Consider the following 24,595-nt stretch of genomic DNA (forward strand, 5'->3'; position numbering starts at 1 on the left):
TATGTAAGTAAGCTATAAAATTATTTAAATTGGTCATTTTTAAATAACGGGAATTGATCTAAATATTTTTTCGGATGGTAATTTTCTTTCTGTGAAAAAATAATTATTTAAAAATATTAATAGTAATTTATATATTGGTTTTACAAGGTGAAATTATTATTTATTTTACATTTTAGTGTCTGATTTATTCGAGTTTATAATATGGGTAATGATACTTATATTGAAAGGAACTTATAATAAATAATAAGTTCCTTGATAATTAAATGAGATTACAGATAAAGGTTTTATGAACAAGTATTAGCCGCGTCTACAGAGTCAAGGGCTAATCTGGCTATAGCAGGACCCGCCAGTGCTATTTCTGCAATAAATGCAGCTCCACCTGTAGCAAACCATATGGTTAATTGTGCGATTGCAGTTATTCCAGTAATCATCCAATTGTACCAATGCATTGTCTCTTTTAAGCAATCAGTTATTCCAGAAATACCTAAAATACTTTCAACTGCGGAAATTAATGACCAGGTATGCTTTGATTTATCAGTAATAGAATTCGAATTCTTAAGGTTATGAACTATAGTAAGTAGCTCATGTATAGCATCATGACCTAATTTTTTCAATAATATCTGTGTGGCTGATTCTCTTTCAGGTTTATGTATGCCCATGAATTTAAATGCAAGTTTAAAAGCATCTGCGACAACTATACCAATTGCATGAATGCATGGAGATTCACCTGCGTACTCTATTAATTTTAATCTTCCATCAGTGTCAGTTGGCTCTGAGTTATTAAAATGTAATCTCTTGTAAGCATCATTTACAACCATGTCAAAGCTAATATTTTCCTTTTGATGATCGGAAAGTTGATCATAAAAATCTTGATAATACGGAGTTAGTTCTGTGGCGAGGTCTTCTTTGGACAAGGTATATAACATTTCTTTATTTTCAATATTCATTTTTTACTCCAAGCAAAGTGAAATTAAAAATGTTTTTTTTAAATGTTCGTGCTTGTTAATAGAAATATAACCAAGCACAAATTAAATATAGTCGTATTTGAGATAATTTAAATGATATTATTGTGTCGTAATTCACATATGTTAAAATTAATATTGTGTAGAACGTGTTTTTATTAAATTATTAATTAATACACTTATTAATGATCGACATTAACTATTATCTACATGGTAAGTATATTTACAGGAGAGATTTGTGAATTTTTAATTTGTTTTTACACTATTATTTGTTGATTTTCTTTTATAAATATTGATTTTCTGTTATTGAAAATTAAAATATGGATTATTATTTTAATATTAATACCTTGGTTAATTTGTAATTTATATTTTATTTAAATTGGGAGGGATAATCAGCCCTCCGAAAAGAGAAGGAATTCAACACTGGACAATCAGTTGCTATTGTCTAATGAGTACCCCCACTGAAGTTCAGTAGGGGGAATGATTATGAATAGCACCAAAACCAATGGCGGTATCAATTTTATGTAAAGATAACCTTTGTGAAACTGAATTTTCCAAAAGCAATTTTTGTGCTAGAGAAATAGTTCCAATAATGAATTTAGGAACAGTTTGCCTTTCTGCGTAATTTGCCAGTGTGTTGCTGTTTCAGAGAGATAACCTGCGGCTAAGGCTTGTTTAATTTGAGTACGAATTGAGGTTTCAGATAACCCGGTGAAATCACTGAAATCTTGTTTTGGCATTGCTTCTAGTAAACGGAATCGGTTCATAAAAAATTCAAATGGCCGATCTTCATTTTCTACCTGATGCTGTTTATCCAGATAGCGCCCCTGCATATATCCACGGGGATGTTTGGTTTTCACTGTACGCAGAATACGGCCATCTTCAAATGTGATTTTTCCATGAGCACCACAGCCAATACCAAGGTAATCGCCAAAGCGCCAGTAGTTGAGATTATGCTGGCATTGGTAACCTGGTTTGGCATAAGCAGAAGTTTCGTATTGCTGATAACCCGCTGCTGTCAGCAATTGGTGACCTTGTGAAAAAATATCCCACAACGCATCATCGTCGGGCAGAACCGGAGGGCGGGAACCAAAGCTGGTATTAGGTTCAATAGTCAACTGATACCATGAAAGATGCGGTGGTGATAACTCGATTGCCTGACGTAAATCATCTAGCGCCTCATCAAGGCTTTGGTTCGGCAAACCATGCATCAAATCCAGATTAAAACTGCGTAGCCCCAGACTAGCGGCTAAATGTGCTGCCCGTTTGGCTTCATCCGGTCCGTGAATACGGCCAAGGCGTACCAGTTTATCTGGACTGAAACTTTGCACGCCAATGGATATTCGGTTAATACCCGCTTGCTGATAACCACTAAAGCGGTCGGCTTCCACAGTACCCGGATTGGCTTCCATAGTAATTTCAGCTTGTGGCGATACCGGCAGGAGGGCACGGACACCATCCAGCAATTGTTGCATTGCTTGTGAGCTAAGCAGGCTAGGGGTTCCACCACCAATAAAGATAGTGGTAACTTCCCGACCATTGACCATTGGCAGATCCGTTTTCAGATCTGCCAATAAATGGTCAACATACTCTTGGTGTGGAACATCACCTTTCAAGGCATGAGAGTTGAAATCACAGTAAGGGCACTTTTGTACACACCACGGAATATGGATATAAAGACTTAGTGGTGGGAGCTTAAGCATTACGTAGTGTATCCAACATCATCTTTAGTGCCTGACCACGATGTGAAACAGCATTTTTTTGTTCACCAGTTAATTCAGCCGCAGTACAGCCTAATTCCGGTATGTAAAAGATGGGATCATAACCGAACCCACCATTACCGGCAGATTTATGTGCGATGAACCCCGGCCAGCGGCCATGAAATACCAGAGGTGTTGGATCTTCTGCATGGCGTATATAAACCAGCACACAGTTAAACTGAGCTTGACGTTGATCGTCAGGAATATCTTTCATCGTATCCAGCAATTTTTCCAAATTTTGCTGGTCAGTGGCATTTTCTCCTGCATAGCGAGCTGAATAGATACCCGGAGCTCCACCAAGGATGTCTACGGATAGGCCAGAATCATCAGCAATTGCGGGCAGGCCGGTAACTTGTGCGGCGTGGCGAGCTTTAAGAATGGCATTTTCAATAAATGTCAGCCCGGTCTCTTCGGCTGAATCTACGCCTAACTCAGTTTGAGCAACAATATCCAGACCAAAATCAGCCAGTAATTGTGCCAGTTCACGAACTTTTCCGGGGTTGCCGGTTGCCAGAACGACTTTTTGCATTATTTTGAACCCAATTTAATTCTTATTTACTGTATCAGCCATGAGAGAACATCAGCGCGAAGATAGTTCAATGCGTAGAGGATCAAAATGACGATCATTGCTGAAAAATCAAGGCCGCCCATTGTTGGGATAATACGGCGGATAGGTGCCATCAATGGCTCTGTTAGTTGCATCAGAACATAGTCAATCGGATTGCGCCCTTGGCTTATCCAGCTTAGTAGAGCGCGTGCCAGCACTAACCAAAATACCAGTTTACCTGTTGCTGTTAGCAATTCGATTAACCCGATAGGGATGAAAAGTGTGAGGAAAGCAACCGTACCGGTACTGAACCAAAGTTGCATGATTAATTTAAACAATACCAGAACGTAAGCGATAACAATGGAGGCAGTATCGAGCGAACCAATAGATGGTATAACTCGGCGCAATGGCCGAATGATCGGTTGGGTCATTTTCACAATAAATTGGGCAAATGGGTTATAAAAATCACAACGGGCCCATTGCATCCATACACGAAGTAATAAAACAGCGATGTATAAATCCAGAACTGTGAACAGAATAAAGGTTAAAAATTGCATTTAGCAGCCTTGATAAAATTAAAATTGTTTTTCCATTTCCTGTGCCCGGCGAATAGCCGCCTGCATCGCGTTGGATATGGTTTCCGGTAATTTGCCTTCATAAAAAATACGTAATGCTTCCGCAGTAGTACCGCCTTTAGATGTTACCTGTTCACGCAGGGTTGCAAAAGGGAGATCTACATTTGATGCGGCCAGTGCCGCAGAACCTATTGCCGTTTGCAAAATAATTTCACGGGCTGTTTGGTTATCAAAACCTAAACGTTCTGCTTCCTGTTGCATTGATTCCATAAATAGGAAGAAATAAGCGGGCGCACTGCCTGCTGCGGCGATAACGTCATTGATGCCGTTTTCATCTTTTACCCAGTAAGTTTTACCAACACTGTTCATTAATGCTTGAGTGAAATCACGGTCAGACTGACTGACTTGCTCAGATGCGAATAATCCACTCACCCCTTGACCAATTAATGCCGGCGTGTTTGGCATGATACGAACAATATTGAGTTTGTCTTGTAATAAAGCATCAAAACGTGCAACGGAAATACCTGAGGCAATAGACAGAACCAGCTTGTTACTGAAATCTACATTTTCTTTCAGAGGCTGGCAGACATCTGCCATCACTTGCGGTTTTACCGCCAGAACAACAACGTCCGCTTCCTGTGCGTAGCGAATATTGTCACTACCGCTGTTAACGCCATACTCTGTTGCGAGTGCATCACGGCGAGTATGACTTGGTGCGCAGACATTAATCAGCTCAGCAGGGTACCCTCCTTTTACTAATCCAGCTATGATGGCGTGAGCCATATTACCTGCACCAATCAAGGTAATTTTACGTCTCTCCATTGAATACCTCGTAGCATTGAAATGGTTAATTGTGATACTGACGTGCACCGAAAATTGCTGTTCCAATTCGTACTAATGTGGAACCACAATTAATAGCGGCAGCCATATCATCAGTCATCCCCATTGAAAGAGTATCTATTTGGGGATATTTCGTTTTCAGGTTAAGGAAGGCTTGTTCCATTCTCCTGAAAACCGCTAATTGATGTGCATAGTCAGGTTCTGGTGCCGGGATTGCCATTAAACCACGGAGCCTTACATTCGGCAGTTTGTTCATTTCGGCTGCCAGCGTTGATAGTTCATCAAGTTGAATACCTGATTTGCTCCGTTCATCACTGATATTTATTTGAATAAGAATATTCAGCGGTTCCATTCCCTCCGGGCGTTGTTCGTTCAGGCGTTGTGCTATTTTTAAGCGGTCTATGGTATGGCACCAGTTAAAATTTTCTGCCACCAAACGGCTTTTATTAGACTGTAACGGACCGATAAAGTGCCATATCAAATCATTACAATTTGCAAAATAAGCAATTTTTTCTACACCTTCCTGCACATAATTTTCACCAAACTGGCGTTGCCCGGCAGCGATTGCTTTTTCGATATCTTCCACAGGTTTGGTTTTACTGACTGCAAGCAAGGTAATTTCTTCTGGAGCGCGTTCGCATTTCTGTGCGGCAATGGCTATGTGGGTCCTGACATCTTGTAAATTTTGTTCAATATTGTTCATGGTGACTCAGGAGATTAAAAAATGAATATGGATAAGCTAGTGGCCCTTAGTGTAAAGCATAATGCTTCAGATCTGCATCTTTGTATTGGGCAAGTTCCTGTATTACGTATAAATGGAGTGCTTTGTCCGCAAACTCAACTGCCATCTGTAAATAATCTATTGCTGGAAGAGTGGAGTAGGCAGTTTTTATCAGAAAATCAGCGACAACAGCTATTAACTAGTGGACATGTGGATTTTGCGTTGGAAACAGAAAATGGCCAACGATTGAGAGGCAACATCTTTCGTCAGCACTCCGGGTTGTCAGCCGTTTTGCGTTTAATTCACTCTCAGTGTTCAACTCTGGAACAGCTAAAAGCACCTGAAATTATCCGTGAAATGGCTTTGCGGGAAGAGAGTGGGTTGATCTTGGTAACCGGCGCTACAGGCAGCGGAAAGTCGACAACGTTAACTGCCATTGTGGATATGCTGAACAGCCACTGTTGTCAGCACATTATTACATTGGAAGATCCTGTGGAATTTATCCACCATAGTCGCAATTGTTTGATACAACAACGGCAAATTGGGTTGGATTCTCCCAGTTATCAGGCTGCGTTAAAAGGGGCTCTCCGGCAAGATCCTGATGTATTGTTGTTGGGTGAGCTGCGGGATAAAGAGACAATACGCTTGGCGTTAACCGCGGCAGAGACTGGGCATTTGGTATTGTCGACTTTGCATACCCGAGGTGCTGTACAGGCAATTGACCGGCTGGTGGATATTTTTTCCGCTGAAGAAAAAGGGTGGGTACGTAGCCAGCTAGCAGGCAGCCTGAAAGCTGTGATAGCACAGCAATTAGTCTCTGCCCAGGGAGGGGGACGAGTTGCTATATATGAAGTATTGGTAGTTAATCAGGCAGTGAGTCATCTGATACGAGAAGGAAAAAATCATCAAATAACAACGCTTATGCAGACGGGCGCTGCCAGTGGGATGCAAACCTATGAACAAGGCTGGCAGCAGCGTAAATTGCAGGGATTACTGGCAGAGCAAACGGAAAGGAAGATTAAAGAAAATGCTATCAGTTAATCGCGGTTATATGGTTGCTGTTAATTGATTGCTGTTACTGTTGGTTGATTGCTATTAATAGCGCTGTTCAAACCAGCTTTCCAGAATAATAACAGCGGAAGTAGCATCTACTTTTCCTTTATTTAAAGCCTTATAACCACCTCGGTCAAACAGATGAGCACGGGCTTCAACCGTTGTCAGGCGTTCATCTTGGAGTTGCACTTGTACGCCAAACCGGCCATGTAGCCGGTTTGCAAATTTACGTGCTTGCACTGTGACGAATTGCTCAGTGCCATCCATATTGAGGGGAAGACCAACGATAACCAGATCAGGTTGCCATTCTTTAAGTAATTTTTCGATTTGCCCCCAATTGGGGATACCATCTGTGGCTTTAAACGAGGTTAATGCTCTGGCGGTGCCCGTGATTTCTTGTCCAATAGCTGCGCCGATGCTGCGGGTGCCAAAATCGAAGGCCATTATTGTACGATTATTCATCTATGCATGTCCCGCCTGTGGCGCAATATTATAGATATTGATTCCGAGCAAAGATGCGGCTTCACGCCAGCGGTCCGCAATAGGTGAGTTGAAAATAATGTGTGGATCAGCGTTTGTTGTTAGCCAACTATTCTCCATTATCTCTTTTTCAAGTTGGCCTTTTTCCCAACTGGTATACCCCAACGTGACCAATATCTGTTTTGGTTGGCGTGGTGTACCCAAGGTTTCAAGGACATCTTTGGAGGTGGTGATCATTGTGTCATCGGAAATTTTGATACTTGAACTGAAACCGGGTTTTGGTGTGTGCAATATAAAACCATGATCTTCAGCAAGTGGGCCACCAGTCATGACAGGCTTGTTTAGATTGACACTTTCATCCCGATCTTCTGGTGATATTTTCAGCTTTTGTAAAACTTTCCGAACGGAGATTTGCTCAATAGGTTTATTTATCACCAATCCCATTGCCCCATTTGCATTGTGTTCACATATGTAAACAACTGAGCGTTTGAAATAGGGATCAGATAATGAAGGCATGGCGATAAGAAAATGGTGCTGTAGATTCATTTTTTTTCTAGTAATTAACCTGGCTATGTAAGGATTATTTAGCCCAACAGTATGTGGGCTAAAAGTATAAATGACAAACCTTGACAGGCAAATTCGTAAAAAGAATTTTTTATTTCTCTAATCGTTCTTCAATTGCATTCATTAACATGCCAGTAATTGAAATATCAGGGAAAGCGGCTTCTATCTCGCGTGCACAGGTTGGACTGGTGACATTAATTTCAGTCAGTTTGTCACCAATGATGTCCAGGCCAACAAAGATTAACCCTTTTTCTTGCAACGTTGGAGCAACAGCTCTGGCGATAGCCCAGTCACTTTCTGAAAGCGGGCGAGCTTCACCACGGCCACCCGCAGCAAGATTACCACGGGTTTCACCTTGGGCTGGGATACGAGCCAGGCAATAAGGAACGGGTTCGCCATCGACAATTAATACCCGCTTATCACCTTCTTTGATGGCCGGTAAGAAATTCTGTGCCATGCAGAAGCGATTGCCATGTTCCGTCAGGGTTTCAATAATAACCCCGACGTTTGGGTCATCTTTTTTCAGGCGGAATATCGATGCACCGCCCATACCATCTAGTGGTTTAAAGATGACATCACCATGTTTCTGGTGAAATTCACGTAAGTGAGCGGCATTGCGAGTCACTAATGTATCTGGTGTTAATTCAGGGAACCAGGCTGTGAAGAGTTTTTCGTTACAATCGCGTAGGCTTTGTGGTTTATTGACAATGAGAGTGCCTTTCTCTTCCGCGCGTTCTAAAATATAAGTGGCGTAAATGTATTCGGTATCAAATGGTGGATCTTTACGCATCAGGATGACATCCAATGTTTCCAGTGCCAGATCTTGTTCTCTATCGAATTGATACCATTGTTGTGGATGGTTTTCTACCTGCAATAAGCGGGTACGTGCGCGGGCTTCCCCTTGGTGCAGATAAAGATCACTCATCTCCATATAATGGAGTTCCCAGCCGCGACGTTGCGCTTCTAATAGCATGGCAAAACTGGTGTCTTTCTTGATGTTGATGGATGAAATGGGGTCCATCACGATGCCGAGTTTGATCATTCTTTCTCCTTAACCCAAATCGCCGAAACGCACTTGTAATGCAGTAATTGCGGTGAGCGCTGTCGTTTCTGTTCTCAGTACCCGTGGTCCTAATAGGATATCAGTAAATTGGTAATTAGCTGTCATAGCAATTTCATCTATCGATAATCCCCCTTCCGGGCCGATCAGTAAACGCACTTTTTCTACAGGTAAAGGCAGGGTATTGATGCTTTGGCTGGCTCGTGGATGTAGATTTAATTTTAAACTGCCATCATTTTCTGCACACCAGTGCTCAAGTTGCATCACTGGGCGAATTTCAGGGACACGGTTACGACAGCATTGCTCACAGGCAGCAATAGCAATTTTCTGCCACTGTTGAAGCTTTTTAGCCAGCCGTTCTCCATCCAGCTTTACACCACAGCGTTCAGAAATTAAAGGCGTAATAACATTTACCCCTAATTCTACAGATTTTTGAATGGTGAATTCCATTTTCTCACCGCGGGATATGACTTGCCCCAGATGGAGATTAAGTGGTGATTCATTATCGGCAAGTTCGCTATTGCTGATATGTACTTTGACAGATTTTTTGCTAGCTTCGGTAATTTGAGCGTTGAAAATCTGATTGCTGCCATCAAACAGTTGCAACTGCTGACCGTGGCTCATTCTGAGTACCCGCCCAACATGGTTAGCCGCCTCATCACTCAGATAAATTTCAGTATTCGATGAGAGTAATTCCGGGTGATATACGCGGGGTATACGCATGTTTTTCTTTCCTTCCTGCGGGTATACATAAAGCAATAAATAATGGTGGGTATGATAAAGGAGGCTTAATCCAATTATCAAGCTATCTCGATGCAGATTGTTATCTCTGAATAAATGTTGCGAGTCTGCTCGCATATTTATATCTTATTTGACTATTTTATATTTATTTTGTTGTTTTAATGTAGTGGTGTTTATTATTATCTTTTTATGCCAAAAACATAATGAATATTTGTTTTTTTATTTATTGGAGATGTTTTATTAAATGGATTTTAATATTAAGGTTATTGTTTTAGCTATTTGTATTGGAATAGTATCAGGAATGATTTTGAATAAAGTGATAGCCGTATTTATTAAAATTATTTATGGCTATGAAAAAATAGTTTTTGGTTATTTTCAGGTTGAATTAGTGACACTGTTTATAACAGCTTTCTTTATGATTTATTTTCCATTAAATTTCCATTTATATGTTGTTTTGATATTTGTTTGGGTGTTAATTATATTGTCTTTTATTGATATAAAAATTAAGTTATTGCCAGACATAATAAATTATCCACTGTTATGGTTAGGATTATTATTGAATTTGAATCAAACTTTTGTGCCTATTGAACAAGCTGTGACAGGTGCGATTGTGGGTTATTTGATTTTATGGTCGCTCTATTGGTTATTTAGAATAATTTGTCATAAAGAAGGGTTAGGATATGGTGATTTTAAGTTAATGGCGGCGGTTAGTGCTTGGTTGGGGATTGGTGCAATTCCTTTATTAATGCTCTTATCCTCACTGTTTGGTCTTATTGGGTGCTTATGGATGTGGAGAATACGAGAAAATTGCCAAGAGCCTGTTGCTTTTGGCCCATATATAGCCATTTCTGCGGTCATAATGATCTATTTGAATTTATTGGGAATGGATGGGATATCGTGGATGGTGCCCGATAGCTGAAAACGTATGGGCACCAGTAGTTAAAATTGTGGTATTAGAACTGTGGGATTAAAATTGATAATGAATCAGCGCATCTTGCCAACGTTTAGGTTGTCCCAAGTATTTATCAAGAGAAATAATAGATAGCTCATTTCTGTCATTTTCTAAAATAAATGTAGGGAAACCTGAGCCGCCAACTTTTGCCAATAATTCACGGCTTTTCCTAATATGTTGGAGACTTTCTGATTCATTATTCAATATCAGCTCCTGCTGGAACTGTTCTGAATCAAGCTGTAGTTCATTTGCTAAATTCAATAATGTTTCAGTTTCGCTGATTTTTAATCCACGAACATAATGCGCTTTTTGTACTGCTAATAACATTTCGACACCTTTACCAGCCAATTTTTCTGCTGCAAGAATGGCTGATATTGGTGGTAATGAATCCATAATCAGTGATTTATCATTTAACAGTGCGACATATTGCTCACTGAAAATTTGCCCGGTAAGGCTTGCGATCCGTTTATCCTGACTAAGGACATAATCACGCCATGTGTTGTCTATTTGACGTCTATTATCACCTGTCAGCATTCCGCCGCCATGCAATTCAATTTTCACATTTGCGACCTCTTTTGCGGCTTGTATCAGAGAGGAAACGCCATAACACCAGCCACATAGTGGATCATAGATATAATGCAGAGTCATTCCGGGCATATTACTTATTCCTGAAAAAGAGTTAATTTACTTATTGGGGCCACTTCATTTCGCCTTTCAGCACCTTAGCACTTAATTCGAGACTGGATTTGTCTCCAAGTTTTGGATAGTGTTTTTCCATTGCGGCGATTAGCGCTTTTGAATCTTTCGCTTTTGCCAGCTCTTTCTCAAAAATGGTCAGATATTTTTGCGTGAAATGAACGGATTCCAATGTCATTGGTGTGTTACCAATGAAATGCCCTGGAACCACAATTGTCGGTTTCAGCTCTTTTATACGATCTAGTGTCTGCATCCAGTTTTTACGCGACTCTTTAGTCTGTGTATCCGCCATCCAGACATGAATGTTGCTTGAAACGGTGACGCCACCTACTACCGATTTTAGTTTTGGTATCCAAACAAAAGTACGATCAGCCGCTGGGCCATCAAGACCTTCGACGATCAGTTTTTCACCATCAACTGTAAAAGAGTGACCTTCCAGTGGTTGCGGCACGATGACTTTTTTGGGTGCCTGTTCTTTCAGGACACCTCCCCAATAAGCCAATTTGCCATCTTTGGTCTTGTTGATTTCTTTAATTGTTTCTGGTGATGCAATGACTTTGGCATCAGGGAATGCTTTGGTCAGTACTTCAAGGCCGAAATAGAAATCAGGATCGGACTGACTGATATAAATGGTTGTCAGCTTTTTGCCGGTATCTTTAATTCTTTTGACCAGTGCTTCAGCATCATTTTTTTGAAACTGAGCATCGATCAGGACAACTTCTTTATCTCCACTGATGATTTCAGAAGAGACGGGAAATAGGCTTTTCTCACCCGGATTATAAACATCCAGTTTGAGATCAGCGGCTTGTGCCAGAGAAATGGTACCCAAGGAAAGGATACCTGCCAGCGCAATATTGAGTGTTGTTTTGCGAGTCATGATTGAATTCCTGATGTTGTGTGAACGAGGTTCATAATAAGTTGCGTTTTTCGATGGAAAAACCGCATAATGGGTAATTATTTGTTGCATAAATCGAGCTAATTGATGGATAGAATCACTGCTGCGCAAGTGTTCACTATAATTGTAGAACAAGGCAGCATGATTGCTGCATCGGAACGGTTAGATATGTCGCGGGCAATGGTATCCCGTTATTTGGCTGAAATGGAAAAATGGGCGGGGGTACGTCTGTTACATCGTACAACGAGAAAGATCAGCCTGACATCAGCAGGAGAGATCGCCTATCAGCGCAGCCGTAAGTTATTGCAATTGTCGGAAGAGATACCAGTTCATCAACCAGTAGAAGCGCAGGAGCTGAGTGGTCTTTTGCGGATAAGCAGTTCTCAATCTCTGGCAGTAAGCGCGTTGTCTGTGGCGATTCCTGAGTTTATGCAGATTTATCCTCAGATAGCGATTGATATGCAAATAAGCAATAAGGCAATAAATTTGGTCGAGGAGCGGATAGATTTAGCGTTACGCATCACGAATAATCTGGAACCCAATTTGATCGCCAGACCGTTATCGACATGTCATTCTGTGGTTTGTGCCGCCCCTTGTTATCTGGCGGGAAAAATGCTCCCGCAAAAGCCTGCGGATTTAGCCTTGCATAACTGTATGACTTATAACTTTTTTGGTAAAAGTCTTTGGTTATTTGAACATCGAGGGGAAAAATATTCTGTTCCTGTTAGCGGTACTTTGAGTGCCAATGAATCGATGGTGTTAATGGAAGCAACATTGCAAGGTGCGGGAATCGCTATGCAACCTTATTATTCTGTTGCTTCGCATTTGGCGTCAGGAAAATTGATTCAGTTGTTGCCAGAATATCGACCTCAAGCGATGGGAATTTATGGTATTTATGCCAGCCGTCAAAATATGCCAGCAACGCTGAGGGCATTACTGGATTTTCTGGTTCAATGGTTTGCTTCTTCTCCGTACTGGCAAGCCCTAATGCTGAAAAGCTGACTTTAGTTTCTGAGGAAACAGAGCAATTTGTGCTTTTAGGTGTTCAATAAAAGTATCAACTGGGGCAGAAGAAGGGCGGTGAATGGGTTTTATCAGGCTGACAGTAAAAGGAATGTTAATACTAAATGGGCGAGCGCATATTTCAGATTTGCCGTGACTCTCTAGATAATCGAGTACGGTCAGTGGGTTGACAATCGAAATACCAATGCCTTCGCGCACCATTGCACATACTGATGCAGCACTGTGAGTTTCCATAATCATGCGACGGCGAATATGGTGTTCTGCGAATATTCCATCAATGAGCTGACGGTAGCTATCCGTTATTGAAAGGCTGATGAAATTTTGTTCGCTGAAATCTTCTGGAGTCAATAGCGGCTTATGACTGAGAGGGTGAGCAGAGGGCAATACGCAAATTTCATTCAGCGTGATCAGTGTTTCTCTCTGTGTACCCGGTGGTGTCTGCAAATGTTCTGTCAAACCCAGATCATGGCGTTGAGCTGAAAGCCACTCTTCCAGTAGCGGTGATTCCTGTGGAATGATTGTTAAATTAGTCTCAGGATATTGACGGATGAAGTGATGGCAAACTTTCGGTAATAGTGATTGAGAAAATACTGGCAGGCAGGCAATGGAAAGCTGAGCATGTTGAAATTTACGTATATTGTCAGCCGCATTCATTATTCTTTCGAGTCCATAATAAGAGCGCTGAACTTCTTCAAAAAGGCGTAATCCTTGTGCTGTCGGATGCAGGCGGCCTTTTACTCGGTCAAATAGTTTGAATTTTATTAGATGCTCGAATCGTGCTAATTCACGACTGACGGTTGGTTGTGATGTTTGTAATAAAATAGCCGCTTCTGTCAGATTTTTTGTCGTCATTACTGCATGGAAGATTTCAATATGGCGCCATGAACAAGAAGGCATAAATTGTTTGTTCCTTCAAAGGATAATTCTATATCACAGATGAATAGACTATAACGAAATGGATATTTTTATTCCTGTTTTTTACTGCCAATAATGGGTTATCTGCTGACTTTGTGAGAGAAACCCTGATGAGTACTACTTTTACTCCCAATTTTACCCGTAATAATTGTCCTAATCTGATACCGGAGAGTTTGGGTCGTCTGCCAGAAACGTATGGTACTCCATTATGGGTTTACGATAGTGAAACAATTATCCAAAAAATCAATTTGTTATGTCAATTTGATGTGGTCAGGTTTGCTCAGAAAGCGTGTTCTAATACTCACATTTTACGCCTGATGCGTGAGTATGGTGTGAAAGTTGATGCCGTTTCGCTAGGGGAAATTGAACGTGCTTTACGGGCCGGGTTTTGTCCAGGGCAAGAAGTGTCAGATATCGTTTTCACTGCTGATTTAATCGATGTGTCGACGCTGCAAAGAGTAACCGAATTGGATATTCCGGTTAATGCGGGTTCTATCGATATGTTGGAACAGATTGGTCAATATAAAAAAGGGCATCCGGTGTGGTTGCGGATTAATCCTGGGTTTGGTCATGGTCATAGCCAGAAGACGAATACCGGGGGTGAAAACAGTAAACATGGTATTTGGTACCAGAATCTTCCTCAGGCAATTGAAAAAATCCGCCACTATGGATTGAAATTGCTTGGTTTACATATGCATATTGGCTCTGGTGTTGATTATCATCACCTTGCCAGTGTATGTAATGCGATGGTTGAACAGGTTATTCTTTGTGGTGAAGATATTCAGGCAATTTCAGCCGGTGGAGGTTTATCGACTCCTTATCATCAGGGAGATGAACGAATCAATATCGCTCATTATTTTGGGTTGTGGGATGATGCTCGTAAAAGAATTGAGCAGCATTTGGGTCATAAAATTGAGTTGGAAATTGAACCGGGGCGTTTTTTGGTTGCGGAATCTGGCGTTTTGATGACAGAAGTTCGGGCGGTTAAGCAGATGGGGAACCGTAATTATGTTCTGGTGGATGCGGGGTTCAATGACTTAATGCGTCCAGTAATGTATGGCAGTTATCACCATATCTCGGTTTTGCCTGCTGATGGACGTAAGATTGAGCAATTGCCATTGCGGGAAACGTTAGTTGCGGGGCCGTTATGTGAATCCGGTGATATCTTTACGCAGGTTGAGGGCGGTGGAATTGCGCCAAGAGCATTGCCACCTGTTCAAGTTGGCGACTATTTAGTTTTTCATGACACTGGTGCCTATGGTGCGTCAATGTCTTCCAATTACAATAGCCGTCCGCTTATCTCTGAAGTGTTGTTTGTTAATGGTAAGCCTCAATTAATTCGTCGCCGTCAAACGATTGAAGAGTTGTTAGCATTGGAAGAAGTATCTTGTGCCTCTACGTCATAAAATACGGGGCGATATTTGTTAAGATATCGCCCCGTGATTAATTTAGTGCTTAACTCTCTTTAGTCGTCAGTTTCAGGCGGCTTCTGTTCTCAGTTTTTCAACGCGGGCAGGAACAGCCAGCGCTTCTGGTTCAAACTCATCGACATTAATAGAACGCAGACGGCTTGCTTCCGCACGTTTTAGAATTGCGGCCTCGTCTGGCGTGATCTTACGTTCTGCGAGTGCCTGTTCTGCCAGTTTATCCAGGCGAGTAAAGCCAAGACGCTTACCTGCTTCGCGACTCAAACGGGTGTGGATCGGTTCTGCGGCAATAATATCGTGCAGCGCTTCTTCCAATAATCCGTGAGGATTGTGCTCGTTTGGTGTCAGATATTGACCTCGGCCAATGCGATCACGGGTAGCCGAAGGTTGCTGTAAGATCTGGGCCAGTTTGTGATCCAGATGGTCAGATGGTGCTGAGTGTACACGCCCTAGAGGGAAGACAATAACACGCATCAGACCGGCAACCAGACGATTCGGGAAGTTACTCAGTAAGTTATCTATCGCCTGTTCTGCCTGATACAAACTATCTTGAACGGCCCACTGAACTAGCGGCAAATCTTCTTTTTGACGACCTTCATCTTCATAGCGTTTTAATGTCGCGGAAGCCAGATAGGTTTGACTCAAAACATCTCCAAGACGGGCGGAGACACGTTCACGGCGTTTCAGGCTACCACCTAATACCCCCATTGCCACATCTGATAATAGCGCAAGGTTGGTGCTCAGGCGGTTTAATTGCTGATAGTAACGGCGTGTTGCATCATTGACCGGTGTGCTGCTGGTGCGGCCATTGGTTAAGCCAAGCCAGAAGCTGCGTAACGTGTTACTAGCAACGTGACCAAGGTGGCTAAACAGTGCCTTATCAAAATCTTTAATACGGTTATTTTCAACCGCGGCCATTTCGTCAAGTACATAAGGATGGCAGCGGATAGCTCCCTGACCGTAGATAATCATGTTACGGGTCAGAATATTGGCACCTTCAACGGTAATGGCGATAGGTGCACCTTGATAAGCGCGAGCAAGGAAGTTGGATGGACCAAGGCAGATACCTTTACCACCGGCAATATCCATTGCGTCAATAATTGAGCGTTGGCCTCGGTGAGTACAGTGATATTTCACGATAGCGGATAACACAGAGGGTTTTTCACCTAGCATGATACCGGTTGTTGCAAGTGTTGAAGCGGCATCCATCAAATAGGTGTTACCGGCAATGCGTGCTAGTGGTTCTTCAATCCCTTCCATTTTACCAATTGGCATTTTAAATTGGCGGCGGATATAAGAGTATGCACCAATTGCCATCGCAACGCTTTTCAAACCGCCGGTTGCATTTGATGGCAGAGTGATACCGCGGCCAACAGACAGACACTCAACCAGCATACGCCAGCCTTGTCCGGCCATTTTTGGCCCGCCAATAATATAGTCGATCGGAACAAAGATATCTTTACCGCGAGTCGGGCCATTCTGGAATGGAATATTCAGTGGGAAATGGCGATGACCAATTTCTACTCCTGGTACATTGGTCGGGATCAATGCACAGGTAATGCCCAATTCTTCTGTATCACCCAATAAATGGTCAGGGTCGGACAGTTTGAAAGCCAGACCGAGTACGGTGGCGATAGGTGCAAGTGTGATATAACGTTTGTTCCAGGTCAGGCGCATACCGAGAATTTGTTCACCTTGCCATTCTCCCATACAGACTACGCCTGTATCTGGGATTGATCCGGCATCAGAGCCAGCTTCCGGGCTGGTCAGTGCGAAACATGGGATCTCTTCACCACGGGCAAGCCCGGGTAGATAGCGGTTTTTCTGCTCTTCGGTGCCATAATGCTGTAACAATTCACCTGGGCCGAGAGAGTTAGGTACACCTACGGTGATTGCCAAAATGCCGGATGCCCCCGCCAATTTTTGCAGGACTCGTGCCTGTGCATAGGCTGAGAATTCCAGACCGCCATACTCTTTTTTAATGATCATGGCAAAGAAGCGGTGTTCTTTCAGGTAACGCCATAACTCAGGTGGTAAATCAGCAAGTTCATGGCTTATCTGGAAATCATTGGTCATGCGGCAAGCTTCTTCTACCGGGCCATCCAGAAATGCTTGTTCTTCAGCGGTTAACTGAGGCTTAGGATAGTCATGCAATTTTTTCCAGTCGGGTTTACCGCGGAACAGCTCGCCTTCCCACCAGGTAGTTCCTGCATCAAGAGCTTCTTTTTCCGTGCGAGATAGACTTGGCATTACTTTACGGAAGGCTTTTAAGGCCGGAACAGTCAGTAAGGAGTGGCGCATTGGCGCAAAATTCAGCGGGAACAGAATAATGGCCATTGGTAACAACATCCAGTAGCTCCATGCATCAATAGCGCCCATCAGGACGGTATAGACAAGGAGCAGTAGGCTGCTGAGACTGAGATTGACTTTGTGATAGCAAAGTATCCCAATCAATACTAAGAATAGAATAATACTCAATGTGGTCATAATAAAAGCTCCTGGTTAATCTCAGGGTCAGGTAAGTCATCAGAGGTCGGACCTGTTGTGGTGTTCTTCTCTTTTTAGACCAGGAAATTGCTTTTAGCAATATCTTTACATCTTAATTACAATGTAGCTCACAAACTCGCAGTGATCAGGAACGGATTAATTCTCCAGAAATGTGATGTTGTCTTCTTTCAATTCTCTTGATCCGGTAAACTGCCATCCGGCACAACATTAAAGATTACCTGACCGAAGTGAGGAGCCTATGTATCAAGACTTGATCCGTAGTGAATTGAACGAAGCCGCGGATACGCTGGCAAAGTTTTTAAGTGACGATGCAAATATTGAAGCAATTCAAAAAGCAGCAGTATTGCTGGCTGATTCATTTAAAGTGGGTGGCAAGGTACTGTCCTGCGGTAATGGGGGTTCGCATTGTGATGCGATGCATTTTGCCGAAGAATTAACAGGTCGTTACCGCGAGAATCGTCCTGGCTATCCAGCGATTGCGATTTCTGATGTCAGTCATCTTTCCTGCGTCAGTAATGATTTCGGGTATGAATTTGTTTTTTCTCGTTATATAGAAGCGGTAGGGAAAGAGGGCGATGTATTACTGGGTATCTCTACTTCCGGTAATTCCGGTAATATTATCAAAGCAGTTGAAGCTGCCCGCTTAAAAGGCATGAAAGTCATTACGTTGACAGGCAAGGATGGCGGTAAAATGGCAGGAACCGCTGATGTGGAAATTCGTGTCCCGCATTTTGGTTATGCAGATCGTATTCAGGAAATTCATATCAAAGTTATTCATATCCTGATTCAACTTATTGAAAAAGAGATGGTTAAAGCTTGATTTTATACCCTATGGATTTCAAGATGGATCGCGACGGCAAGGGAGCGAATCCCTGGGAGCATAGGTAACGATGTGACCGGGGTGAGTGAGTGCAGCCAACAAAGAGGCAACTTGAAAGATGACGGGTATACAGGCTACAGAGGTGGGCAATGTGTGAGTTACTTGGCATGAGTGCAAATGTGCCAACAGATATCTGCTTTAGTTTAGGTGGCTTGATTCAGCGAGGTGGTCATACTGGGCCCCATAAAGATGGTTGGGGGATCACTTTTTATGAGGGGCGGGGCTGTCGCACATTTAAAGATCATCAACCAAGTTACAATTCACCCGTTGCCCGCTTTGTACAAGAGTATCCGATTAAATCTAGAGTGGTGGTTTCTCATATCCGGCAGGCTAATCGCGGTAATGTTACGTTGGAAAATACTCATCCTTTCATCCGTGAGATGTGGGGGCGCAACTGGACTTATGCCCATAATGGGCAGCTTCGGGGCTATCGGCAGCTTGAAACGGGTCAGTATCGTCCCGTTGGGCAAACTGATAGCGAACATGCTTTTTGCTGGATTTTGCAGCAACTTTCACAAAAATACCCAAGAACCCCCTCCAATTGGCCTAAGGTTTTTCGTTTTATCGCTTCACTAGCAGATGAGCTCAGCAAAAAAGGCGTATTTAATATGTTGTTGTCAGATGGGCGTTTTATGATGGCATATTGTTCAACCAACCTTTATTGGATTACCCGTCGGGCGCCGTTTGGAAAAGCGAAACTTCTGGATCAAGATATTGAAATTGATTTTCAACAACATACACAGCCGGATGATGTTGTTTCTGTCATTGTTACTCAACCTTTAACGGGTAATGAAGCTTGGAATCGTATTGAGCCGGGTCGCTATGCACTATTTCATCTTGGTGAACGCATATTGTGATTGATGCTGCAAAAGTGGTGATTTTTCAGGTGTAGCATTAACCACATATTGGCCGTTAATGATGCTGACCGTTGCTGGCTGGTGATTTTTTGCAAAATATTCATAAGCCGGCTGTAATTGTAACCAAAACATATAGTGGGAGGATGAACGATGGCGTAGCATATTCTGTGGTGTCATTCTGAATGGATAAATACTGATATTAATTTCATATTGCCCGCGCAATAATGCACTTTCTACATAATGGTAGATCTCATCCATATAACCATTAGTCATCGCATAGCAACCGACAGATTTACACTCTCCGTGGATCATTAAATAGTTGCCGGAATAGCCTCTGAATTTATCGTATTCATTTGGAAAGCCGAGATTAATAGATCGGTAATACCGACTATTTGGATTAAGTTGATGGGTTTTTACACGATAGAAGCCTTCCGGGCTTTTCAGATCACCTTCTGTGGTTTTGGGACCAAGGCCGCCAGAGTAATTACAGATGGGGTAGCTTTTAGACAGTTGGTAGCTTCCATGACTATTTTTAGTATAAAGCTCCAATATCCGCTCTTCTTTGAATATTTGGATAAAGACAGGAGAGCCAGGCTGCACAGGGAAATTTTGCTGCAATTGCACTAAAGTATCCTGAGTATAGACAGGAGTAAATGAACTAAATAACAACAATATTATTGTAATTATTGCAGGAAAAGCCGCAGTTTTTTTCATGTGACTACCGTAATAGCGATGTCGCGAACTAACTAAAAATTTAGCTTAAGATTGCCATGAGTCATCGACTTTGTGAATAGAAAATGATGACGGTAACTTTATCACTACAAAGTGATTGTTAGGTTAAAATACAATCAGTTGTCGGTAAAGGTGATATAATCATTCGTTTTTTGCGATCGGTTAATCGTTCAATGCCAAAATTATTCCTGTTTGCTTGAACTAAATCACTTGATTAGTCAGACAGTCTAAGAAGGGAGATGTTAAAATTGCCGCCCGGAGATTAACAGAAAATCGTAACAATTATCGGAGAATTATAACCTGGGCACGATTCGTGACTTAAGGGGTTTTTTATAGAGTGGCTATATTACCACCAGGTAATCTGTAGCATATGATTTAATTGATAAACTTGTGCAAATCTTATGATTAAAATTAAAAAAGGACTCGACCTCCCGATTGCAGGAGCGCCTGCTCAAGTAATAGAAGACGGTCCGACGATTCGCCATGTAGCACTGTTGGGTGAAGAGTATGTTGGAATGCGTCCTTCTATGTTGGTGAAGGAAGGTGAGCATGTTAAGAAGGGCCAGATTCTTTTTGAAGATAAAAAGAATCCAGGTGTGGTTTTCACCAGCCCAGCCTGTGGGCAGGTTGTAGCGATTAATCGTGGTGAACAACGTATTTTGCAGTCAATTGTGATTGAGATAACGGGAGACGAACAGGTTAATTTTGACCGTTATGATCGTGCCCAATTTACTCAATTATCCCGAGAACAAGTGGAAAAGAATCTGATTGATTCCGGGTTATGGACTGCACTACGTACCCGTCCTTACAGCCGAAGTCCTGCTCCCGGCTCCTCGCCAAAAGCAATTTTTGTAACCGCGATGGATACTCAGCCTCTGGCTGCAAATTCACAGGTGATTATTGCTACCGATAAAGAGGCTTTTGTTGATGGTCTGAATGTACTGACTAAACTGACCGAAGGTAAAGTCCATGTTTGCCATAGTGCAGGAAGCTTGCCGAATGTCGGTAATAATGCACAAATCACTTATAATCAGTTCTCTGGTCCGCACCCTGCGGGATTAGCTGGAACTCATATTCACTTTATTGAACCCGTCAGTGCGACTAAAACGGTATGGCACCTGGGATATCAGGATGTGATTGCGATCGGTAAATTATTCACTACCGGTACACTTTATACTGATCGTGTCATTGCACTGGCCGGTCCACAGGTTGAGAAACCCCGTCTCATACGTACTTGCTTAGGGGCCGATCTGCTTGAGTTAACTCAGGGTCAGCTTAAAGAGGGTGAAAACCGTATTATTTCAGGTTCCGTATTGTGCGGTACTCAGTCAGATGAGGTTCATCACTATCTTGGTCGTTTCCACACTTTGGTTTCCGTTTTGCGTGAAGGTCGCGAAAAAGAGCTATTTGGTTGGATCATGCCGGGCATCGATAAATTTTCTATCACCCGCACCACCATTGGTCATTTCCTGAAAAATAAGCGCTTTGCTTTTTCAACCACAATGAATGGTGGTGAACGTTCTATGGTACCAATTGGTAACTATGAGCGTGTTATGCCTTTGGATATTATGGCAACGCATTTGCTGCGGGATCTGCTGGCGGGTGATACCGATAGTGCTCAGGCACTGGGTTGTCTGGAGTTAGATGAGGAAGACTTAGCGCTTTGTACCTATGTCTGTCCTGGCAAATATGAATATGGTCCGGTACTGCGTGAAGTGCTGACTAAGATTGAGCAGGAAGGATGATTTCATGGGCCTGAAAAACTATTTTGAAAAAATTGAGCACCACTTTGAGCCCGGGGGCAAATTAGAAAAATATTATCCGTTGTATGAAGCGGTAACGACGATTTTCTATACACCAGGTACAGTAACTTCTGGCGGTGCCCATGTCCGTGATGCTATCGATCTAAAGCGTATGATGATCATGGTATGGCTGGCCGTATTCCCGGCAATGTTCTGGGGAATGTATAACGTTGGTCAGCAGGCGATCCCTGCGTTGTATCATTTATACAGTGGCGCAGAATTACAACAACTTTTGGTATCTGACTGGCACTATTGCGTTGCTCAGTTTTTGGGGGCATCACTGACACCGGATGCGGGTTGGGGCAGTAAAATGTTGCTTGGTGCAACTTACTTTTTGCCTGTTTACATCGTTGTATTTGTGGTGGGTGGCTTCTGGGAAGTGCTGTTTGCCCTTATCCGTAAGCATGAAATTAACGAAGGATTTTTCGTTACTTCTATTTTATTTGCGTTGATTGTTCCACCAACGATTCCTCTGTGGCAGGCGGCGCTGGGTATTACATTCGGTGTTGTCATTGCGAAAGAAGTCTTCGGTGGTACAGGTCGTAACTTCCTGAACCCGGCACTGGCTGGCCGTGCTTTTCTATTCTTTGCTTACCCTGCACAGATTTCAGGTGATTTGGTATGGACTGCGGCTGATGGTTTCTCTGGTGCGACCCCGTTATCTCAATGGGCGGCTGGTGGTAGTCAGGGATTAGTGAATACCGTTACCGGTCAGCCTGTTACCTGGATGGATGCTTTCATTGGTAATATTCCTGGTTCTATCGGAGAAGTATCTACGCTGATGATTTTCATCGGTGGGGCAATTATCCTGTTTACCCGCATTGCTTCATGGCGCATTGTCGCCGGGGTGATGTTGGGTATGGTTGCAACTTCCTACCTATTTAATGCTATCGGTTCAGAGACTAACCCGTTGTTTGCTATGCCGTGGTATTGGCATATGGTTCTGGGTGGTTTTGCTTTTGGTATGATTTTTATGGCGACCGATCCAGTGTCTGCTTCATTTACCGATAAAGGTAAATGGTGGTACGGCGTTCTGATTGGTGTAATGTGCGTTCTGATCAGGGTTGTTAACCCGGCATACCCGGAAGGTATGATGCTGGCGATTCTGTTCGCAAACCTGTTTGCGCCATTGTTTGATTATCTGGTAGTGCAGGCCAATATTAAGCGGAGAAAAGCCCGTGGCTAATGATAAACCAAAAAATAATGACAGCATCGGCAGAACATTTATCGTTGTTTTTGTGCTATGTCTCGTTTGCTCAATTGTGGTAGCAGGTTCTGCGGTAGGGCTGAAATCTCAGCAACAGGAACAAAAATTGCTGGATAAACAGCGTAATATCCTCGATGTTGCGGGGTTACTTAATCCACAGATGAGTGCCGATGAGGTTAAAGAAGCGTTCAAAAGCCGCATTAAAACTGAGTTATTGAATCTGGAGACGGCAACGCTTGAAAGCAGTCAGGGCAAGTTTAACCTGAACGATGCGTTGCGTAGTGATGATACCAGTATTGCATTACCACCTGAAAAGGATCTGGCGAAAATTCGCCGTCGCGCCAATATGGCCGAGGTCTATCTGGTGAAGAATGAACAGGGTAAAACTCGTGAAATCGTTCTGCCTATCTATGGTTCTGGCTTGTGGTCTGTTATGTATGCTTTTATCTCCGTTGATGTGGACGGCAAAACGGCTCGCGGTATCACTTATTATTCGCATGGCGAAACGCCGGGGTTGGGAGGAGAAGTGGATAACCCGCAGTGGCGTAAAAAGTGGATAGGTAAAAAACTGTATAACGATGAAGGCAACCCGGCGATTAAAATTGTTCGTGGCGGTGCTGCTGCCGATGACTCTTATGGTGTTGATGGCTTGTCTGGTGCGACTCTCACCTCTGCTGGTGTCCAGAATATGTTTAATTTCTGGTTAGGGGATAACGGTTTTGGTCCGTTCCTGAAAAAAGTACGCGAAGGAGCGTTGAAAGATGGCTGATAGTAAAGAAATAAAACGAGTCCTTCTTGGGCCACTCTTGGATAATAACCCGATTGCATTGCAGGTTTTGGGGATTTGCTCAGCGCTGGCGGTAACAACCAAGCTGGAAACAGCGTTGGTCATGACAATAGCGGTAACATTGGTGACTGCCTTTTCCAGCTTTTTTATCTCGTTGATTCGTCATTACATCCCCGGCAGTGTGCGGATCATTGTCCAGATGGCTATTATTGCATCACTGGTTATCGTGGTAGATCAGATTTTACAGGCTTATGCTTATGAGATTTCCAAGCAGTTGTCGGTATTTGTTGGTCTTATCATTACTAACTGTATCGTGATGGGACGTGCGGAAGCCTATGCGATGAAGTCTCCACCCATTGAGAGCTTTATGGATGGTATCGGTAATGGTTTAGGTTACGGGGTTATTCTGGTATTGGTTGGTTTCCTGCGTGAGTTGTTTGGTTCCGGCAAACTGTTTGGGATTACCGTGATGGAATCGGTACAGAATGGTGGCTGGTATCAACCTAATGGTTTGTTCCTGTTAGCCCCAAGCGCGTTTTTCATTATTGGTATGCTGATTTGGGGTCTGAGGACGTTGAAACCGGCGCAGGTTGAGAAGGAGTAACTGACAA

Annotated in this window: 25 protein-coding genes; 10 read left to right on the forward strand and 15 right to left on the reverse strand. The window is 42.8% G+C overall.

What is annotated here, in order from left to right; genetic code table 11:
• Positions 1 to 284: 284 nt before the first annotated feature.
• The 6 genes from AACQ38_RS11030 to AACQ38_RS11055 all read right to left on the reverse strand — a co-directional run bounded on the left by AACQ38_RS11030 (position 285) and on the right by AACQ38_RS11055 (position 5,387).
• Entirely contained in the window at positions 285 to 947 is a 663-nt protein-coding gene (locus AACQ38_RS11030; RefSeq protein ID WP_011145502.1) for a hypothetical protein, read from the reverse strand.
• A gap of 587 nt (positions 948 to 1,534) precedes the next feature.
• Entirely contained in the window at positions 1,535 to 2,665 is a 1,131-nt protein-coding gene (hemW, locus tag AACQ38_RS11035; protein ID WP_011145503.1) for a radical SAM family heme chaperone HemW, read from the reverse strand.
• Positions 2,658 to 3,251 (reverse strand): XTP/dITP diphosphatase, encoded by a 594-nt coding sequence (locus tag AACQ38_RS11040; RefSeq protein ID WP_011145504.1) that lies wholly within the window; start codon positions 3,249 to 3,251, stop codon positions 2,658 to 2,660. Before AACQ38_RS11040 ends, hemW begins: the two co-directional genes overlap by 8 nt.
• Before the next feature lie 26 nt (positions 3,252 to 3,277).
• Entirely contained in the window at positions 3,278 to 3,826 is a 549-nt protein-coding gene (locus AACQ38_RS11045) for a YggT family protein (RefSeq protein WP_011145505.1), read from the reverse strand.
• Positions 3,827 to 3,844: 18 nt separating this feature from the next.
• Entirely contained in the window at positions 3,845 to 4,666 is an 822-nt protein-coding gene (gene proC / locus AACQ38_RS11050) for a pyrroline-5-carboxylate reductase (RefSeq protein WP_165578117.1), read from the reverse strand.
• Positions 4,667 to 4,691: 25 nt separating this feature from the next.
• Positions 4,692 to 5,387, reverse strand: a complete 696-nt coding sequence (locus tag AACQ38_RS11055) for a YggS family pyridoxal phosphate-dependent enzyme (RefSeq protein WP_011145507.1) — start codon at positions 5,385 to 5,387, stop codon at positions 4,692 to 4,694.
• Between the two features lie 21 nt (positions 5,388 to 5,408).
• Between AACQ38_RS11055 and AACQ38_RS11060 the strand changes: the two genes are divergently transcribed.
• The gene (locus tag AACQ38_RS11060) at positions 5,409 to 6,446 is read left to right on the forward strand and encodes a type IV pilus twitching motility protein PilT (protein WP_165578118.1); all 1,038 of its coding nucleotides are present in this window, start codon (positions 5,409 to 5,411) and stop codon (positions 6,444 to 6,446) included.
• Positions 6,447 to 6,500: 54 nt separating this feature from the next.
• Here AACQ38_RS11060 and ruvX read toward each other — a convergent pair whose 3' ends face one another.
• The 4 genes from ruvX to rsmE all read right to left on the reverse strand — a co-directional run bounded on the left by ruvX (position 6,501) and on the right by rsmE (position 9,285).
• Positions 6,501 to 6,920: a Holliday junction resolvase RuvX gene (gene ruvX / locus AACQ38_RS11065; RefSeq protein WP_011145509.1), complete on the reverse strand. Its 420-nt coding sequence runs from the start codon at positions 6,918 to 6,920 to the stop codon at positions 6,501 to 6,503.
• Positions 6,921 to 7,484 carry a YqgE/AlgH family protein gene (locus AACQ38_RS11070; RefSeq protein ID WP_011145510.1) on the reverse strand — a complete coding sequence of 188 codons (564 nt, stop codon included), beginning with the start codon at positions 7,482 to 7,484 and terminating at the stop codon, positions 6,921 to 6,923. It abuts the gene before it with no gap.
• A 109-nt stretch (positions 7,485 to 7,593) separates the two neighbouring features.
• Positions 7,594 to 8,544 carry a glutathione synthase gene (gene gshB / locus AACQ38_RS11075; RefSeq protein ID WP_165578119.1) on the reverse strand — a complete coding sequence of 317 codons (951 nt, stop codon included), beginning with the start codon at positions 8,542 to 8,544 and terminating at the stop codon, positions 7,594 to 7,596.
• 9 nt (positions 8,545 to 8,553) lie between these two features.
• A complete protein-coding gene (gene rsmE / locus AACQ38_RS11080) occupies positions 8,554 to 9,285 on the reverse strand; it encodes a 16S rRNA (uracil(1498)-N(3))-methyltransferase (RefSeq protein WP_011145512.1) in 732 nt (243 codons plus the stop codon).
• 262 nt (positions 9,286 to 9,547) lie between these two features.
• Between rsmE and AACQ38_RS11085 the strand changes: the two genes are divergently transcribed.
• Positions 9,548 to 10,222 (forward strand): prepilin peptidase, encoded by a 675-nt coding sequence (locus tag AACQ38_RS11085; protein ID WP_242685562.1) that lies wholly within the window; start codon positions 9,548 to 9,550, stop codon positions 10,220 to 10,222.
• 48 nt (positions 10,223 to 10,270) lie between these two features.
• Here AACQ38_RS11085 and AACQ38_RS11090 read toward each other — a convergent pair whose 3' ends face one another.
• Entirely contained in the window at positions 10,271 to 10,912 is a 642-nt protein-coding gene (locus tag AACQ38_RS11090) for a DsbA family protein (protein WP_011145514.1), read from the reverse strand.
• A gap of 31 nt (positions 10,913 to 10,943) precedes the next feature.
• Positions 10,944 to 11,828 (reverse strand): MBL fold metallo-hydrolase, encoded by an 885-nt coding sequence (locus AACQ38_RS11095; protein WP_011145515.1) that lies wholly within the window; start codon positions 11,826 to 11,828, stop codon positions 10,944 to 10,946.
• Positions 11,829 to 11,933: 105 nt separating this feature from the next.
• Between AACQ38_RS11095 and AACQ38_RS11100 the strand changes: the two genes are divergently transcribed.
• Positions 11,934 to 12,848 (forward strand): LysR family transcriptional regulator, encoded by a 915-nt coding sequence (locus AACQ38_RS11100; protein WP_011145516.1) that lies wholly within the window; start codon positions 11,934 to 11,936, stop codon positions 12,846 to 12,848.
• On the opposite strand, the gene AACQ38_RS11105 is transcribed toward AACQ38_RS11100, so the two are convergent.
• Positions 12,831 to 13,766 (reverse strand): LysR family transcriptional regulator, encoded by a 936-nt coding sequence (locus tag AACQ38_RS11105; protein ID WP_165578120.1) that lies wholly within the window; start codon positions 13,764 to 13,766, stop codon positions 12,831 to 12,833. The two genes, AACQ38_RS11100 and AACQ38_RS11105, sit on opposite strands and share 18 nt — an antisense overlap.
• 128 nt (positions 13,767 to 13,894) lie before the next feature.
• Between AACQ38_RS11105 and lysA the strand changes: the two genes are divergently transcribed.
• On the forward strand, positions 13,895 to 15,190 hold the full coding sequence (gene lysA / locus AACQ38_RS11110; RefSeq protein ID WP_165578121.1) for a diaminopimelate decarboxylase: 1,296 nt from the start codon (positions 13,895 to 13,897) through the stop codon (positions 15,188 to 15,190).
• 72 nt (positions 15,191 to 15,262) lie between these two features.
• Here the strand turns inward: lysA and fadE are convergent, their stop codons facing one another.
• Entirely contained in the window at positions 15,263 to 17,698 is a 2,436-nt protein-coding gene (gene fadE / locus AACQ38_RS11115) for an acyl-CoA dehydrogenase FadE (protein WP_165578122.1), read from the reverse strand.
• Positions 17,699 to 17,957: 259 nt separating this feature from the next.
• Here fadE and lpcA point away from each other — a divergent pair, with 259 nt between their 5' ends.
• Entirely contained in the window at positions 17,958 to 18,539 is a 582-nt protein-coding gene (lpcA, locus tag AACQ38_RS11120) for a D-sedoheptulose 7-phosphate isomerase (RefSeq protein ID WP_011145520.1), read from the forward strand.
• Between the two features lie 149 nt (positions 18,540 to 18,688).
• Entirely contained in the window at positions 18,689 to 19,456 is a 768-nt protein-coding gene (locus tag AACQ38_RS11125; protein WP_011145521.1) for a class II glutamine amidotransferase, read from the forward strand.
• Here AACQ38_RS11125 and AACQ38_RS11130 read toward each other — a convergent pair.
• Entirely contained in the window at positions 19,427 to 20,170 is a 744-nt protein-coding gene (locus AACQ38_RS11130) for a L,D-transpeptidase family protein (RefSeq protein ID WP_165578123.1), read from the reverse strand. The two genes, AACQ38_RS11125 and AACQ38_RS11130, sit on opposite strands and share 30 nt — an antisense overlap.
• Before the next feature lie 419 nt (positions 20,171 to 20,589).
• On the opposite strand from AACQ38_RS11130, the gene AACQ38_RS11135 reads away from it, so the two are divergent.
• Genes AACQ38_RS11135 through AACQ38_RS11150 form a run of 4 tightly spaced genes read left to right on the forward strand, consistent with a single transcriptional unit; the run spans position 20,590 to position 24,588 of the window.
• Positions 20,590 to 21,933 (forward strand): Na(+)-translocating NADH-quinone reductase subunit A, encoded by a 1,344-nt coding sequence (locus AACQ38_RS11135; protein ID WP_113025247.1) that lies wholly within the window; start codon positions 20,590 to 20,592, stop codon positions 21,931 to 21,933.
• A gap of 4 nt (positions 21,934 to 21,937) precedes the next feature.
• On the forward strand, positions 21,938 to 23,176 hold the full coding sequence (locus AACQ38_RS11140; protein WP_165578124.1) for an NADH:ubiquinone reductase (Na(+)-transporting) subunit B: 1,239 nt from the start codon (positions 21,938 to 21,940) through the stop codon (positions 23,174 to 23,176).
• On the forward strand, positions 23,169 to 23,966 hold the full coding sequence (locus AACQ38_RS11145; RefSeq protein ID WP_165578125.1) for a Na(+)-translocating NADH-quinone reductase subunit C: 798 nt from the start codon (positions 23,169 to 23,171) through the stop codon (positions 23,964 to 23,966). The genes AACQ38_RS11140 and AACQ38_RS11145 overlap by 8 nt, the downstream gene beginning before the upstream one ends.
• Positions 23,959 to 24,588, forward strand: coding sequence for an NADH:ubiquinone reductase (Na(+)-transporting) subunit D (locus tag AACQ38_RS11150; protein ID WP_011145526.1), 630 nt, complete (start codon positions 23,959 to 23,961; stop codon positions 24,586 to 24,588). Before AACQ38_RS11145 ends, AACQ38_RS11150 begins: the two co-directional genes overlap by 8 nt.
• The last annotated feature ends 7 nt before the right edge of the window (positions 24,589 to 24,595 follow it).

Source organism: Photorhabdus sp. RW14-46, assembly GCF_963887965.1.
GTDB lineage: Bacteria > Pseudomonadota > Gammaproteobacteria > Enterobacterales > Enterobacteriaceae > Photorhabdus > Photorhabdus laumondii.

Coding starts and splice junctions, on each gene's coding strand:
- AACQ38_RS11030 (WP_011145502.1), bottom strand. CDS start 947: ATGAATATTGAAAATAAAGAAATGTTATATACCTTGTCCAAAGAAGAC.
- hemW (WP_011145503.1), bottom strand. CDS start 2,665: ATGCTTAAGCTCCCACCACTAAGTCTTTATATCCATATTCCGTGGTGT.
- AACQ38_RS11040 (WP_011145504.1), bottom strand. CDS start 3,251: ATGCAAAAAGTCGTTCTGGCAACCGGCAACCCCGGAAAAGTTCGTGAA.
- AACQ38_RS11045 (WP_011145505.1), bottom strand. CDS start 3,826: ATGCAATTTTTAACCTTTATTCTGTTCACAGTTCTGGATTTATACATC.
- proC (WP_165578117.1), bottom strand. CDS start 4,666: ATGGAGAGACGTAAAATTACCTTGATTGGTGCAGGTAATATGGCTCAC.
- AACQ38_RS11055 (WP_011145507.1), bottom strand. CDS start 5,387: ATGAACAATATTGAACAAAATTTACAAGATGTCAGGACCCACATAGCC.
- AACQ38_RS11060 (WP_165578118.1), top strand. CDS start 5,409: ATGAATATGGATAAGCTAGTGGCCCTTAGTGTAAAGCATAATGCTTCA.
- ruvX (WP_011145509.1), bottom strand. CDS start 6,920: ATGAATAATCGTACAATAATGGCCTTCGATTTTGGCACCCGCAGCATC.
- AACQ38_RS11070 (WP_011145510.1), bottom strand. CDS start 7,484: ATGAATCTACAGCACCATTTTCTTATCGCCATGCCTTCATTATCTGAT.
- gshB (WP_165578119.1), bottom strand. CDS start 8,544: ATGATCAAACTCGGCATCGTGATGGACCCCATTTCATCCATCAACATC.
- rsmE (WP_011145512.1), bottom strand. CDS start 9,285: ATGCGTATACCCCGCGTATATCACCCGGAATTACTCTCATCGAATACT.
- AACQ38_RS11085 (WP_242685562.1), top strand. CDS start 9,548: ATGGATTTTAATATTAAGGTTATTGTTTTAGCTATTTGTATTGGAATA.
- AACQ38_RS11090 (WP_011145514.1), bottom strand. CDS start 10,912: ATGCCCGGAATGACTCTGCATTATATCTATGATCCACTATGTGGCTGG.
- AACQ38_RS11095 (WP_011145515.1), bottom strand. CDS start 11,828: ATGACTCGCAAAACAACACTCAATATTGCGCTGGCAGGTATCCTTTCC.
- AACQ38_RS11100 (WP_011145516.1), top strand. CDS start 11,934: ATGGATAGAATCACTGCTGCGCAAGTGTTCACTATAATTGTAGAACAA.
- AACQ38_RS11105 (WP_165578120.1), bottom strand. CDS start 13,766: ATGCCTTCTTGTTCATGGCGCCATATTGAAATCTTCCATGCAGTAATG.
- lysA (WP_165578121.1), top strand. CDS start 13,895: ATGAGTACTACTTTTACTCCCAATTTTACCCGTAATAATTGTCCTAAT.
- fadE (WP_165578122.1), bottom strand. CDS start 17,698: ATGACCACATTGAGTATTATTCTATTCTTAGTATTGATTGGGATACTT.
- lpcA (WP_011145520.1), top strand. CDS start 17,958: ATGTATCAAGACTTGATCCGTAGTGAATTGAACGAAGCCGCGGATACG.
- AACQ38_RS11125 (WP_011145521.1), top strand. CDS start 18,689: ATGTGTGAGTTACTTGGCATGAGTGCAAATGTGCCAACAGATATCTGC.
- AACQ38_RS11130 (WP_165578123.1), bottom strand. CDS start 20,170: ATGAAAAAAACTGCGGCTTTTCCTGCAATAATTACAATAATATTGTTG.
- AACQ38_RS11135 (WP_113025247.1), top strand. CDS start 20,590: ATGATTAAAATTAAAAAAGGACTCGACCTCCCGATTGCAGGAGCGCCT.
- AACQ38_RS11140 (WP_165578124.1), top strand. CDS start 21,938: ATGGGCCTGAAAAACTATTTTGAAAAAATTGAGCACCACTTTGAGCCC.
- AACQ38_RS11150 (WP_011145526.1), top strand. CDS start 23,959: ATGGCTGATAGTAAAGAAATAAAACGAGTCCTTCTTGGGCCACTCTTG.